This window comes from Phenylobacterium sp. (genome assembly GCF_028290885.1).
In the GTDB taxonomy this organism is placed as follows: domain Bacteria; phylum Pseudomonadota; class Alphaproteobacteria; order Caulobacterales; family Caulobacteraceae; genus Phenylobacterium.
The window spans coordinates 1-13,318 of record NZ_JAQGIZ010000265.1; the positions used below are offsets into that span (position 1 = coordinate 1).

The 13,318-nt window shown below is 69.9% G+C and carries 13 protein-coding genes and 1 pseudogene; 4 read left to right on the plus strand and 10 right to left on the minus strand.

Translation table 11 applies throughout. The features are described 5' to 3' along the window. From JWP28_RS17615 to phaP, 4 genes are all read right to left on the minus strand, one after another. Positions 1-701: peptidogalycan biosysnthesis protein (locus JWP28_RS17615; protein ID WP_299544965.1), on the minus strand; the 701-nt coding region annotated here is incomplete at its 3' end. A gap of 14 nt (positions 702-715) precedes the next feature. After that, on the minus strand, positions 716-1,477 hold the full coding sequence (locus tag JWP28_RS17620; protein WP_299544967.1) for a glycerophosphodiester phosphodiesterase family protein: 762 nt from the start codon (positions 1,475-1,477) through the stop codon (positions 716-718). Further along, a complete protein-coding gene (locus JWP28_RS17625) occupies positions 1,474-1,935 on the minus strand; it encodes a RidA family protein (RefSeq protein WP_299544969.1) in 462 nt (153 codons plus the stop codon). The genes JWP28_RS17620 and JWP28_RS17625 overlap by 4 nt, the downstream gene beginning before the upstream one ends. A gap of 124 nt (positions 1,936-2,059) precedes the next feature. After that, positions 2,060-2,494, minus strand: coding sequence for a TIGR01841 family phasin (phaP, locus tag JWP28_RS17630; RefSeq protein ID WP_299544970.1), 435 nt, complete (start codon positions 2,492-2,494; stop codon positions 2,060-2,062). A 304-nt stretch (positions 2,495-2,798) separates the two neighbouring features. On the opposite strand from phaP, the gene JWP28_RS17635 reads away from it, so the two are divergent. Then, entirely contained in the window at positions 2,799-4,097 is a 1,299-nt protein-coding gene (locus JWP28_RS17635) for a D-alanyl-D-alanine carboxypeptidase family protein (protein ID WP_299544972.1), read from the plus strand. Between the two features lie 25 nt (positions 4,098-4,122). Here the strand turns inward: JWP28_RS17635 and JWP28_RS17640 are convergent, their stop codons facing one another. From JWP28_RS17640 to JWP28_RS17655, 4 genes are all read right to left on the minus strand, one after another. Further along, a complete protein-coding gene (locus JWP28_RS17640; protein WP_299544973.1) occupies positions 4,123-4,545 on the minus strand; it encodes a molecular chaperone DnaJ in 423 nt (140 codons plus the stop codon). Between the two features lie 3 nt (positions 4,546-4,548). Continuing rightward, on the minus strand, positions 4,549-5,382 hold the full coding sequence (locus JWP28_RS17645; protein ID WP_299544975.1) for a division plane positioning ATPase MipZ: 834 nt from the start codon (positions 5,380-5,382) through the stop codon (positions 4,549-4,551). A 110-nt stretch (positions 5,383-5,492) separates the two neighbouring features. Next, positions 5,493-5,903, minus strand: coding sequence for a DUF1489 domain-containing protein (locus JWP28_RS17650; RefSeq protein ID WP_299544977.1), 411 nt, complete (start codon positions 5,901-5,903; stop codon positions 5,493-5,495). 214 nt (positions 5,904-6,117) lie between these two features. Beyond that, complete coding sequence (locus JWP28_RS17655) at positions 6,118-6,966, minus strand: enoyl-CoA hydratase-related protein (RefSeq protein ID WP_299544978.1); 849 nt, start codon at positions 6,964-6,966, stop codon at positions 6,118-6,120. A gap of 104 nt (positions 6,967-7,070) precedes the next feature. On the opposite strand from JWP28_RS17655, the gene JWP28_RS17660 reads away from it, so the two are divergent. Then, complete coding sequence (locus JWP28_RS17660) at positions 7,071-8,858, plus strand: patatin-like phospholipase family protein (protein ID WP_299544980.1); 1,788 nt, start codon at positions 7,071-7,073, stop codon at positions 8,856-8,858. Between the two features lie 321 nt (positions 8,859-9,179). Further along, a complete protein-coding gene (locus JWP28_RS17665) occupies positions 9,180-11,351 on the plus strand; it encodes a penicillin acylase family protein (RefSeq protein ID WP_299544982.1) in 2,172 nt (723 codons plus the stop codon). Between the two features lie 2 nt (positions 11,352-11,353). On the opposite strand, the gene JWP28_RS17670 is transcribed toward JWP28_RS17665, so the two are convergent. Together JWP28_RS17670 and JWP28_RS17675 are read right to left on the minus strand one after the other, a co-directional pair. Further along, the gene (locus JWP28_RS17670) at positions 11,354-12,046 is read right to left on the minus strand and encodes an anti-sigma factor (RefSeq protein ID WP_299544984.1); all 693 of its coding nucleotides are present in this window, start codon (positions 12,044-12,046) and stop codon (positions 11,354-11,356) included. Beyond that, on the minus strand, positions 12,043-12,537 hold the full coding sequence (locus JWP28_RS17675; RefSeq protein ID WP_299544986.1) for a sigma-70 family RNA polymerase sigma factor: 495 nt from the start codon (positions 12,535-12,537) through the stop codon (positions 12,043-12,045). The genes JWP28_RS17670 and JWP28_RS17675 overlap by 4 nt, the downstream gene beginning before the upstream one ends. Positions 12,538-12,642: 105 nt before the next feature. Between JWP28_RS17675 and JWP28_RS17680 the strand changes: the two are divergent. Further along, positions 12,643-13,318, plus strand: a pseudogene (locus JWP28_RS17680) (hypothetical protein); the annotation flags it as partial.

The window sequence follows — 13,318 nt, forward strand, 5'->3', positions numbered from 1 at the left end:
CCGAAGAAGGCGTCCCAGTGCTCTTCGCACAGGTCCGCCCCGCTCAGGCAGAGGATCTCCAGGCCCTCGATCGCGTCGCGCCGCTCGCGCTTGATGGTCTTGCGGCGGCCTGAGGAGAGCGCGGCCAGGAAGTCTTCGAAGGTGGCGTAGCCGCGGTTGTGCCAGTGGTATTGCTGGCCCTCGCGCAGCGCCAGGCCCTGCTCCCCCATCCAGCGCCACTCGTCCTCGGTGGGGAAATTCACGTGGAAGGACGAGGAGCCGTAGCGCTCGCAAAGCGTCAGCGCCCCGCCCAGCAGGAACCGCCTGGCCTCGTCGGCGTCCACGTCGGGTCGGGCCAGCAGCCGCGCGCCGGTGGCCGGGGTGAAGGGCGCGGCGGACAGGAGCTTCGGATAATACTGGCCCCCCGCCCGCTCGTAGGCGTCGGCCCAGGCGTGGTCGAAGATGTATTCCCCCTGGCTGTGCGACTTCAGGTAGAGCGGCATGACCGCGGCCACCCCGCCCTGCGCGTCCTGGATGGCCAGGTGCTGCGGGCCCCAGCCGGTGCGCTCGACGGCGCTGTTCGACTGCTCGAGTGCGTCCAGGAAGTCGTAGCGGATGAACGGATTGCCGGCGTAGGCGGGGTTGCCGGCGCAGGCGTCCCAGGCCTCGCGGCCCACTTCGGCGACGCGGCGGCAGACCTTGACCGCCGGCTTCAGCGTCACTGCCGGAGCTTCCTTCAAGGGCAAAAGCCCTCGAAGATCAGGTTGTCGCAAGCGTCGCGGACCGCCTCCCACTGCGCCGGCTCGCGCACCGTCCAGGCGAGGATGGGCAGGCCCTCGGCGCGGAACTTCGCCGCCCGCTCGCTGGGCAGCATGTCGAGCCCCAGCGCCAGGAAGTGCGGCTTGGCGATCGACACGTGCTCAAGCCTGGCGAAGCTCTCCCGTTGGGCCTCGGCCAGCTGCGGCGCGTGCTTGTAGGAATAGCTGTCGAGCCCACGCAGCACGCCTGGGAACCGTTCGGCGAACCAGCCGTGGGAATAGGGGTTGAAGCCGATCACGCAGACCGGGCCGGCGTGGTCGATCAGGATCTCGTGGGTCCGCTGCTCCAGGGGCCCCACCTGGCCGTAGGGGGTCTTCAGCTCCACGTGCACCATGGCCCGGCGGCCGACGAGGGCGAGCGTCTCCACCAGCGTCGGAACGCGCTCGTCCGAACCCTTGAGCCGCAGCTCCGCCAGTTCCGTCGTGGTCCGGTCGCTCAGGCGGCCGCGAACGCCGGTCATCCGCTCCAGGTCGTCGTCGTGGAAGACCATGGCTTCGCCGTCGGCGGACAACTGCACGTCGAGCTCGATGCCGAATCCGGCGGCGCAGGCGGCCTGGAAAGCGGCGAGCGAGTTCTCCGGCGGACCGTCCGGGTTCCACAGCCCGCGGTGCGCGACCGCCGGGTGGAACAGGCGCTCCCACGCCTCCCCGAACCGCGCCTCGCCAGACCGGTGCTTCACGAGACGGCCACCACCGCATCGACCTCCACGGCGAAGTTCATCGGCAGGCGGTAGACGCCCACCGCCGAGCGGGCGTGGCGGCCGGCGTCGCCGAACGCCTCGACCATTAAGTCCGAGGCGCCGTTGATCACCTTGGGGATGTCGAAGAAATCGGGGCCCGCCTGCACGAAGCCGTTCAGTTTCACGACACGCACCACGCGGTCGAGGTCGCCCTGGCATGCGGCCTTCATCTGGGCGAGCAAGCTGAGGCCGCAGAGCCTGGCCGCGCTCTGGGCGGTGACGAGGTCGACGTCCTGCCCCACCACCCCCTTGATCCCACCGCCGGCGTCCAGCGACACCTGGCCCGAGATGTGGACGAGGTCGCCCAGCCGGATGAAGGGCACGTAGTTGGCGACGGGTGCGTTGGGCTGCGGCAGGACAACGCCCGCGGCGGCCAGTCGGTCTTCGATCTGGGACATGGGCCAACGTCTAGCGCCCTCACCTAAGAGAAAACAGGGGGCCCAAACGAGAAAAGGCCCGGAGCATCGCTGCTCCGGGCCTTCACACCCATCGGCCCGAGAGCCGTACGCGGGCGTTAGATGCTTAGCGGGCCGCCTGCATGCGCTCGACCATGGCGGTCACGCGCTCGTTCAGCGGCTTCATGCTGTCCTTCACCGAGGCGGAGACGGTCTCGGACATGCGGCCCATTTCGGCGATGTAGCCTTCCAGAGCGGTCTTGGCGAAGGCGGTCTGGAGTTCGACCACTTCCTGCACGCTCTTGGCGCTGGCCAGCGACTTGGCGGCGGCGACCTGGTTCTCGAAGCTGGTCTTCGAGAAGGCCATGGCCTGGGCGCCTAGGGCTTCGGCGCCCTTGGTGGCGGCGGTCACCGAGGCGACGACGGCTTCCAGGTTCTTCTTGGAGACGCCATTGGCTTCGTTGAGGGCGGCGAGGGTCTTTTCGACGCCGTCCTTGAACGCGACGTTGGAGGCGGCGGTCATTTGATCGACAGTGGACTTCACGGCTTCGGCGGCGGCCATTGGGTGCAGCTCCTGGCTGAGGCGGCGACAGGCGCCGCGATGCAAACGGTTGATTCGGTTGGGCGGATTAGGTGAACGCGTTACGTTGTCTCATGTTGCAGTGCAGCAGTCAATATTTTTTGTGCAGTGCAACATAGCCCAGCTTCGCCTCGCTGGCGCCCGCGGAGCTGCCGCGTTCAAGGGCGCCGCGACAATTTCGCCGTTCAACACCTGTTTACTCTCAGGCAAGGGTCTGGCTGTCATGATAGGCAGATTCACGGGGCGCCCGACGGTCGTCTCAAGCCACTGATTCGACGGACGAAGCATGATCCAGCACGCCCGCCGCCTGTTCCTAGCGTTAGGTCTGGCCGCCACCACCGCCCTCGGCTCCGTCGCGACTCCGGCGAGCGCGCAGATCCCCTACTTCCAGAACCTGCTTGCCGCGTCACAGACGAAGTACGCAGCGATCGTGGTGGATGCGAAGTCGGGCGAGGTGCTCTACGCCAAGCACGAGGACAGCCCCCGCTACCCGGCGTCGATCACCAAGGTGATGACGCTGTACCTGACCTTCGAGGCGCTGGCGTCCGGCAAGCTGCATCCCGACGACCGGGTGCAGGTCTCGCCACATGCCGCGGCCCAGGCCCCCACCAAGCTCGGCGTCCGCGCCGGCGACTCGGTGAGCGTCACCGAGGCGATGGAGGCCATGGCCACCAAGTCGGCGAACGACATGGCCGTGGCCATGGCCGAGAAGCTCGGCGGCACCGAAAGCCGCTTCGCCGCCCTGATGACCCTGCGCGCCCAGGAGCTGGGCATGCAGAACACCCACTTCGCGAACGCCTCGGGCCTCCCCGACAGCCGGCAGCTGACCACCGCCCGGGACATCGCCATCCTGTCGCGCGCGGTGATGCGCGACTACCCGCAGTACTACAAGCTGTTCAGCCTGCAGCAGTTCACCTTCCGCGGTCAGGTCCTCGCCAACCACAACCACCTCTTGAGCCGCATGCCCGGGGTGGACGGGCTGAAGACCGGCTTCACCAACGCCTCGGGCTTCAACCTCGCGGTCTCCGCCGTGCGCGACAACCGCCGGCTGATCGCCGTGGTGATGGGCGGTCCGACCACCGCCCAGCGCGACCAGAACGCCGAGGACCTGCTGCTCACCGGCTTCGACGTGATGCGCCGCCGCGCCATGGGCGAGAAGATCACCGTCGCCCAGAACCTGTTCGAGCCGGAGCTCAGCGGCCCCGTCGTGCGTCCGCCGGTGGAACAGGGCGATGGCGACCAGACCGGGCTGAAGATCGAGCTCGCGTCGGCTCCGCCGTCGCGTGCGGGCAAGATCCAGATCGTCCAACCGCGCCAGGCCAAGGCCGACCGCGACGCGAAGGCCGCCAAGGCCAAGTGGGCGGTGCAGGTGGGCGAATTCCACTCCCCGACCGACGCCCGTCACCAGATCGCCTTCGTCGAGAAGCGCTTCGGCGACCACTTCGACGGTGCGACCGGGGCCACGGACAAGCAGGGCCGCCGGTACAAGGCGATGTTCACCGGCCTGACCGAAACCGACGCCAAGGGCGCCTGCCGGGCGCTCAAGGCCAAGCGGCTGGCCTGCATGGTGATCGAGCCAGCCTGACACCCGCTCACAAGCGGATGAGGTGTCAGCCTTTGAGCAACCGATCCCGCGCGGCGTTGAGCTGGGTGGCGAGGCCGGTCGTGCCGCCCTTGTCCGGGTGGGCGAGGCGCATAAGCCGGGTGTAGGCCGCCTGGATTTCCTCCGGCGTGGCGTCGCCGCCCACTCCCAGCATCGAGCGAGCCTCCTCGAGGCTCATCCGCGGCGTGCGCGGCGAACCGGTCGGCGCGCCGCCGATCCGCGTGGTGGTCAATAGCCAAAGCCCCAGCACAACCAGGACGATGGAGATCTCCCAGCCGCCGCGGATGCCGACGTAAGCGGCGCCGGCAAACGCCGCGAGCGCGAACGCGCCGGACAGCAGCCGCCATTCGCGCCGCTTGAAGACCCGCTGGCCACGCCCCAGGCCAACGAGGAACCACAGGAGCGCGGCCCCAAGCGCGAGGTAGAGCATGGCCTATTCCGCGGCGATCTGCTCGCCGTCCGAGAAGCCCGAGAGGCCGAGCGCCGTCATCAGCGCCCGCAGTTCCTGGCGCGCGGCCACATGCTGCAGCGACATCGCCACGGGCCGGATGGCCGGCGACAGGTCCGCCACCGTCAGGCCGAAGGGAAAGAGCTCGCGGTAAATCACCCGGTCGCGCAGGCCCGGCCCGATGCGGAAGCCGACCTTGCGGGAGAGCGTCTCCACCCGCTCGTCGAGGCGCTTGCGGTTGCGGGCCTCGGTAGGCGCGAGGCGGTTGCGCAGCACCACCCAGTCGATCGTCTTGCGGTCCTTCAGCGCGCGCGCCTTGCGGCTGTTCCAGACCGTCTCGGAATAGAGGCTGTGGCGCTTCAGCTCCAGGGTCACAGGGTCGACGACGCCCAGCATGTCGAAATCCACGAAGCTGTCGTTCATCGGCGTCACGATCAGGTCGGCCAGGCCGTGGGCTGCGCGGCTGATCGCCGTGTCGCTGCCGGGCGTGTCGATCAGCACGAAGTCGGCGGCCTCGCTCGCCTGGCCGAAGGCCTCCTCGAACCGCGCCAGCGCCTCCTCGTCGGTCGCCTTGGCCAGCGCCGCGCCGTCGGCGCTCAGGGGATGCTCGATCGGCATGGGGGCGACCGCGCCGTTGGCCTCCAGCCAGGCGCGGCGGTGCGCAAAGAAGTGCGAGGTCGACTGCTGGCGAAGGTCGAGGTCGAGAACCGCAACCCGCGCATCTGCGTGAAGGAGCGCGGTGGCGGTATGGATGGCGATGGTGGACTTGCCCGCCCCGCCCTTCTCATTGCCGACCACGATGACGCTGGCCTGCGGCATATCCGGAAACTCCTTCGTGGTCGGCGAACGCCGACTCGCATAGCGCTAAGGGAGCGCCTCGGCCAAACTCCCGTCAACGCGCAGATCGTCGCCGCCTGTGGATGGAAGCGTCACCATGCGCCGACCTCGCGCAACTGACGGGCGAGTTCGGTGGGGATGTCACCGAAGGCCTCGAAGGGCAGGTCTTCGGGCGCGTCCTTGAGTTCGAGGTAGCGCCAGCCCTGGAAAGCCCGCCGCGGCGTCGGCGCGACGCGGACCGGCGTGGGGTCCAGGGTCACCTCGCAGCGCGCCGTGATCCCCTCGCCCACCGTATTCACCGCCAGGATCGCCTGGCGGCAGAGGATCACGCCCTTGAACACGCGGTAGAGCGAGCCGCCGGCCACCAGCTCCGCCGCCCGCTTGGGCGTCTGGCGGGTGCGCATGATCCAGGGGCCTGCCGCGTCCTCGTGGGTCCGGCGCCAGTCGAGCAATTCCTCGACGGTCGCCGCGCCGACGCAAAGCTTGATCATGTGGAGCGCCATGGCCACTGGATTAGGACGCGGGCCGGCCTTTGACCAGTGCGGCTAGTGTCCCGATTCCGAAGTTCGCCAGCGCTTGCGGCCGGCGTTGGGCGAACTTCGGAAATCGACAAGGACACTAGCAAGTCTATGTTTCTAGTGTGCTTCTTGGATTTGAAGTTCGCTCAGCGCTTGGCCCTTGAGTGAGGCGAACTTCAAATCCAGCACACTAGCAGCCTCAGTCCGCGCCGGGCGCCCAGACCGGCTTGCGGCGCTCCAGGAAGGCCCGGACGCCTTCCTGACCCTCCCCGCTCACTCGGGCCTGGGCGATCCGCCTGGCGGTATCCTCCATCAATCCGTGGTCGATTTCCTGGGCGTAGACGTCGAACGCCAGCCGCTTGGCGTCGGCCACCGCGCCAGGGGCGCAGGCCAGGATTTCGGCGGCAATCCGCGCCTGGGCGGCGGCGAGCGCCTGGGCGTCGGCGACCACCTCGCTGATCAGGCCGATGCGCAGGGCGTGCTCGGCTTCGAACAGCTGGCCGGTGGCGAACAGGCCGCGCGCCGCCCTAGGGCCGATCGCGGCCACCACATAGGGGCTGACGGTCGCCGGGATCAGGCCGAGCTTCACCTCCGAGAAGCTGAACTTGGCGTCGGCCGTGGCGATGGCGAGGTCGCAGGCCGCGGCCAGGCCCGCCCCGCCGCCGAACGCCCCACCGTCCACCAGCGCGACGGTGAGCGCCGGAAGGTCCCAGAGCTGCTTCAGCATGTGCGCCATGGCGAAGGCGTCTTCGCGGTTGTCGCTCTCGCTGCGGTCGACGGCGGCGCGCATCCAGTCGAGGTCGGCGCCGGCGCTGAAGGTCCCGCCCTCGCCGCGCAGGAAAACCACCCGCACGCCCTCGGCCCCGCGCAGGGTCTCGAACGCCTCGGAGAGGGCGGAGATCAGGTCAGCGTTGAAGGCGTTCTTCCGCTCCGGGCGGTGCATGATCACCGTCACAGCCCCGGCCCTGGTCGCCACGATGCGCACCAGTTCCGATGTCGGGCTGAAGTCCGGAACCTCGACCAGCGGATCGGCGATGGGGTTCGACATGGGAAGCTCCTCTTAAGCGCCTCAGTACAAACGCCCGCGGGGGCCTGACGGCGCCACAGCGAAGCCATAGCCCCGACTCTTTGGCCAAGCTAGGCTCCGGCCTCGTGTCACCCCTGCCCGACATCCCCGTAGATTCTGCGCTGGCCCGGCTGTTCAGTCAGGCGGAGGTGCAGGCCGAGGCGACGTGGTTCTCGCTGCCCGGCGGCCAGACTCTGTTCGCCGTCGGCGACCGTTCTGACCAGCTGTACTACGTGCGCGCGGGGCGCCTCGGGGCCTTCCGGCGCGAGCCGGGCAACGAGGTCCAGTTCCTGGGGGTGATCCGGCCGGGCGAGCCGGCGGGGGAGATGTCGCTGATCGCCGACGCGCCGCACTCCGCCGACGTTGTGGCGCTGCGCGACTCGGAGATCATCGCCGTCCCGCGCGACGTCTTCCTCGCGGCCTGCGAGGCCGAACCCGATGTGATGATCGAGCTCGCGAAGCTGATGATGCTGCGCAGCCGCCAGGCGGTGACGCGCGGCGGCATGGGCGAGCCCTCGGTGTTCGGCTTCGCGTCGCTGGGCCAATTCGGGGCGCTGCGGCCGCTGGTCGAGCGCTTGGCGCGCGAGATCGCCCGCCTGGACTATTCGGTCACCTGCATCGGCGCGGAAGCGCAAAGCGCGCCTACCGAATGGTTCTCGGACGTGGAGCGGGTCCACGACTTCGTCCTCTATGTCGCCGAGGCGGCCGACGGCGGCTGGCGCCATGTCGTCGCCCGGCAGGTGGACCGGCTGTTCCAGGTGGGCCGCGGCGACCGCGACCCGCCGAAGCCCGCCGCAGCGGCGGCCCTGGCTTCGCCGCTGCAGGCCCAGCGGCTCGTCGACCTGATCCTGGTGCACCCGCCCGACACCAGCCGGCCGTCCGGGTCGGAGGCCTGGCTCGACGCGGCCGAGCCGGCGCGGCTGTTCCACCTGCGCCGCGACCACGATCCGGACGTCGAGCGGATCGCCCGCGTACTGACCGGCCAGTCGGTGGGCCTGGTGCTGTCCGGCGGCGGCGCGCGGGCCTACGCCCACGTGGGCGCGGTGCGGGCGCTGCGCGAGCGCGGCGTGCCCATCGACTTCGTGGGCGGAGTGTCCATGGGCGCCATCATCGCCGCGGGCGTGGCCATGGGCTGGGACGACGCCGAGATGGAGCGCCGCATCCGCGAGGCCTTCGTGGACAGCAGCCCGCTGACGGACATCGCCGTGCCGCTGCTGGCCATGACTCACGGCATGATGGTCAACGAGCGCCTGGCGCACCACTTCGGGGACACCCAGATCGCCGACCTGTGGCTGCCCTTCTTCTGCCTGTCGTCGAACCTGACCACCGGCGCCTATCAGATGCATCGGCGCGGCCTGCTCTGGAAGGCGCTGCGGGCTTCGATCTCGCTGCCCGGTATCCTGCCGCCCTGGACCGACGACAACAATGTGCTTGTCGACGGCGCGGTGATGAAGAACTTCCCGGCCGATGTGATGCGCGCCAGCCAGCTCGGCCCCATCGTCGGCGTCGACGTCACTGCCGGCCGCAGCATCACCGCCGACGACGTGGCCAGGCCTGCCTCCGTCTGGCGCTGGCTGTGGTCGGGGCAGTGGCGCAGGGGCCCACCGATCGTCTCGCTGCTGATGCGGGCCGCCACGGTCTCCACCTCCCGCGACCTGATGGCGGCGCGCGAGGCCACCGACCTCCTGGTGCTGCCGGAGGTGTCGAAGGTGGAAATCCGCGACTTCGGCGCCTACGCGCCGGCGGTCGCCGAGGGTTACCGGGCGACGATCGAGGCGCTGGACAAGCTCGGCCGCCCCGTCCAGGCGCTGCGCCGCCGGCCGAGCCTCGAGGAGCAGGCGGCGCAAAAGCCACAGGCGGGCCTGGCCCGCTGAAACGACCAAGGCGGCGTTTGCGCAGGCCCGCGAAGCGACCCATATTGCGGGTCCTTGCTCAGCAACTGAAAGGAGGTGATCCAGTGTCTCATAGTGAAAGCCGTAGCCCGGTGACCGTGACCTGGACCTCCGCTTGCGGGGTCCGCGCCTAGGCCTAAGCTCTGGCATAGTGTCGCGTACCGCTCTGCGGTCCGACTATGGAAGGGCCGCTCCAGCCATGGGGCGGCCCTTCGCATGTGAGCGGGCTTGCATTTCTGCCGCCGGCTTGCTCAGCGTGCGCCGGCGGCGGCCGATTCAGCGGCCGGCTCTCGGGGGATGCGGATGCGGATATTCGGCGCCTTGCTGGTCGCGGGCCTGGTGGCAAACGCCGTCCCGGCCGCCGCGGCCAGCGACCTCGCCCGCCTGAAGTCCGAGGCCGCCCAGGTCTCCATCGTCCGCGACGACTGGGGCATCGCCCACGTGCACGGCAAGACGGACGCGCAGGCCGTGTTCGGCATGGTCTACGCCCAGGCCGAAGACGATTTCAACCGCGTGGAGACCAACTACATCACCGCGCTGGGCCGAACGGCGGAGGCCGAGGGCGAGGCGGCGATCTGGCAGGATCTGCGCCAGAAGCTGTTCGTCGATCCCGTTGACCTGCAAGCCAAATACGCCGCGAGCCCGGCCTGGCTGAAGGCCCTGATGAACGGCTGGGCCGACGGGCTGAACTACTACCTGGCGACCCATCCCAAGGTGAAACCCAAGGTCATCACGCACTTCGAGCCCTGGATGGCGCTCAGCTTCACCGAGGGCAGCATCGGCGGCGATATAGAGAAGGTGTCCCTCCGCGAGCTGGAGGCCTTCTACGGCCAACGGCAAAGTGCGGCGCTGTCCGACGACGAAAGCCTGAAATTCAAGGAGCCCGCCGGCTCCAACGGCATGGCGATCTCGCCCTCGATCACCAAGGACGGCCATGCGCTGCTGCTGATCAACCCGCACACCTCGTTCTTCTTCCGCTCGGAGCTGCAGATGACCAGCGACGAGGGGCTGAACGCCTACGGCGCGGCCACCTGGGGGCAGTTCTTCGTCTACCAGGGCTTCAACGAGCACGCCGGCTGGATGCACACCACCAGCGGCGCCGACACGGTCGACGAGTTCGCCGAGACCATCGTTCGCAAGGACGGCAAGGCCTTCTACCGCTACGGCGCCGAAGAGCGGCCGGTGACCGTCTCGACTATCGTCGTCCCCTACCGCACGCAGCGCGGCATGGCGCGCCAGACCTTCACGGTGTTCCGCACCCATCACGGGCCCATCGTGCGCGCCATCGACGGCAAGTGGATCGCAGTCGCGCTGATGAACAAGCCGGTCGAGGCGCTGGAGCAGTCCTTCGGCCGCACCAAGGCTGTCGACTACGCCTCGTTCCTGAGGGTCGCGGCGCTGGCCGCCAACTCCTCGAACAACACCCTCTTCGCCGACTCCAAGGGCGAGACAGCGCTGCTGCTGCCTCAGTTCATGCCCCGGCGCGACGACCGCTTCGACTACACCAAGCCGGTGGACGGCTCCGATCCGGCCACCGACTGGAAGGGGCTGCATGCGCTGGCCGAGCTGCCGCAGGTGCAAAGCCCTTCCAGCGGCTGGATCTACAATAGCAACGACTCGCCCTGGTCCGCCGCCGGCCCGCACAGCCCCAAGCGCGCCGACTACCCGCGCTACATGGACCAGGCCGGCGAGAACCCCCGCACGGCCCACGCGGTCCGCGTGCTGAGCGCGCGCAAAGACTTCACCTTGCCGACCCTGATCGAGGCGGCCTACGACTCCTACATGCCGGCGTTCGCGCGGCTGATCCCCACCCTGGTCGCGGCCTATGACGGCGCGGCGGCCGACGACCCGCTGAAGGCCAGGCTGCGGGAGCCGATCGAGCCCCTGCGCGCCTGGGACGACCGCTGGGCGGCGGAGTCAGTTCCGACATCGCTGGCGGTGTTCTGGGGCGAGGCGCTGTGGGTCAAGGTCGCACCGGAGGCCAAGACGGCGGGCGTCAGCGTCTACGACTACATGGCGACGCGCGCGACGCCGGCCCAGCGGCTCGAGGCGCTGGCCGAGGCGAGCGACCGCCTGACCCAGGATTTCGGGACCTGGAAGACGCCCTGGGGCCGGATCAACCGCTTCCAGCGCCTCAACGACGATATCGTCCAGCACTTCGATGACGCCGGCCCCAGTCTCCCCGTGCCGTTCGCCTCGGCCCAGTGGGGCTCGCTGGCCTCGTTCGGCGCGCGCCGCTATCCGGATACGAAGAAATACTACGGCTCCAGCGGCAACAGCTTCGTGGCCGTCGTGGAGTTCGGCGACAAGGTCCATGCCCGCGCGGTCACCGCCGGCGGGGAGAGCGGCGACCCGGCCTCCAAGCACTTCGACGACCAGGCCCAGCGCTACGCCGGCGGAAACCTGCGCGAGGTCTACTTCTACCCCGACCAGCTCACCGGCCACACCGAGCGGCGCTACCACCCGGGCGAATAGGCCTAAGGCTTCCAGCCCCGGTCGCGGGCGGTGCGCTCGGCTGTGGCGTCGAGGGTGTCGCCGGCGCGCATGGCGTCGACCGCGGCCAGCACGGCCGGCGGGGTGGCGCTGGCCGCCGTGCGGTAGTCGGACGCGGGCTGCGGGGTCAGGGCGGTGGCGACCTGCGCCACCCATCGGCCGTCGCGCCGGCAGGCCAGGCCTGCCAGATGGTCGGCCGCGCTCTCGAAGGTGCGGCAGTAGCGCCCGTCGCCGGATTTGAACGTCAGCCCGATCCTGACGGGGCCGGCCTGCGAGGCCAGCTGGGTCGTCAGCGCCTTATCGAGCCCGCCACGGGCGACGAGCTCGCCGCCATGCGTTGCGAGAGGACCTTGTTCGGGCCAGAGCGCGCGGCCGGCCAGCACGCCCAGCGCCAGGCAGGCCGCCATGGCCGCCCATTGCGGCAGGGCCCCGCGGCCAGGCCCACGGTCGTTGGCGGCGCTCGCCAGGGCCACGAGCTGCGGCGGCACGGGCTCGTCCAGCACCGGCGCATAGGCCGCGGCGACGCGGGCTGCGAGACCGCGATGCTGCGCCACCTTTGCCGCGAGGGCGGGATCGGCGCCCATTTCGGCCTCGAAGGCTGCGCGCGCCTCGCCCGCGAGCTCGCCGTCCACATAGGCGATCAGCCGTTCGTCCCCAATCTTGGCGTCCTGAGTCATGGCGCCGCCTCCGCGAGCTCGGCCATCAGGGCCGAGCGGCCGCGCACCAGGCGGCTGGTTAGGGTTCCGGCGGGGATTTCCAGCACGTCTGCCGCCTCCCGATAGGAGAGCCCCTCCACCAGCACCAGGGCGACGGCGATCCGCTGGTCGGCAGGCAGCCGCGCCATGGCGCGCTCCACCTCCCCGGCCGCCAGCCGCGCTTCCATGGCGGCTGCGCCATCGGCCCCGATATTCTCCCCCGCCTCTTCCGGGGCGAACAGGCCGCTGCGGCGGGACCGGGCGCGGCTCTCGTCGATCCAGGCGTTCTTCATGATCCGAAACATCCAACTGTCGAGGCGCGTCCCCGGACGCCACTGGCCGCGGCGGGTCAGCGCGCGCTCCACCGTCAGCTGCACCAGGTCGTCGGCGTCGGCCGGGGCGCGCGCCAGTACGCGCCCAAACCTTCGCAGACGCGGCAGCAGCTCGACGATCTCGCGCTCAAGGTCGTTCAAGGTTTACCTTCGTCTAAGGATGGAACGAGCCGGCCCTGGCGTTTCATCCCTGAGTCCCGAAAAATGCAGCGGCGCCAAGCTGCGCTTCAAGAGTTCTGACACGAGATGCCCGATCGACGCCAAATTTGGAAACGCGCGGCGGCGCTGAGCCTCGCCGTTGCGCTGGCATTCGCCGGCCCGGCAACAAGCCAGATCCTCGGGGGCGGCCTGCCCGGCGTGCCGGGAGGCGGCGGCCTGCCGGGCGGCCTTGGCGACCTGACGAGCCGCCGTGGCCTGCCGGATGTCGCGCCGCCTCGCCTCCCGAAAACGCCGGCCGTCCCTCGGGTGGCCGATGCTGCGCAGGAGCTGGCCAACGTCCCGTTGTCGGAAGTCCGGGCTCTGATGGCCGCGCGGTTGCTGCGCGAGCACCCGGACGTGGTCGAGGCTGACGACCATGGTCAGCCGGTGGTGCGCGGCGAAGTCCTGGCGGTGGGCGTGAGCCGCGACGCGCTGGACCGCCTGCGGGCTGCGGGCTTCAGCGTGCGCTCACAGCCCGGGCTCGGGTCGCTGGGGATCGAGGCGTTCGTCCTGGGCGTCCCGCGCGGCCTGTCGGCGGTTGAGGCCGTGCGCCGGCTCAGGGCGCTCGATCCCACGGCTCAATACGACTTCAACCACCTCTACCAGCCGGCTGGGACCGCGAGCGCGAGCGCCACCGCTGCTGCCGCGGGGGCCTCCGGGTCGTCGGCGGACGGGCGCGGCCTGCGCATAGGGCTGGTGGACGGGTCGGTGGCGCAGAGCCGGC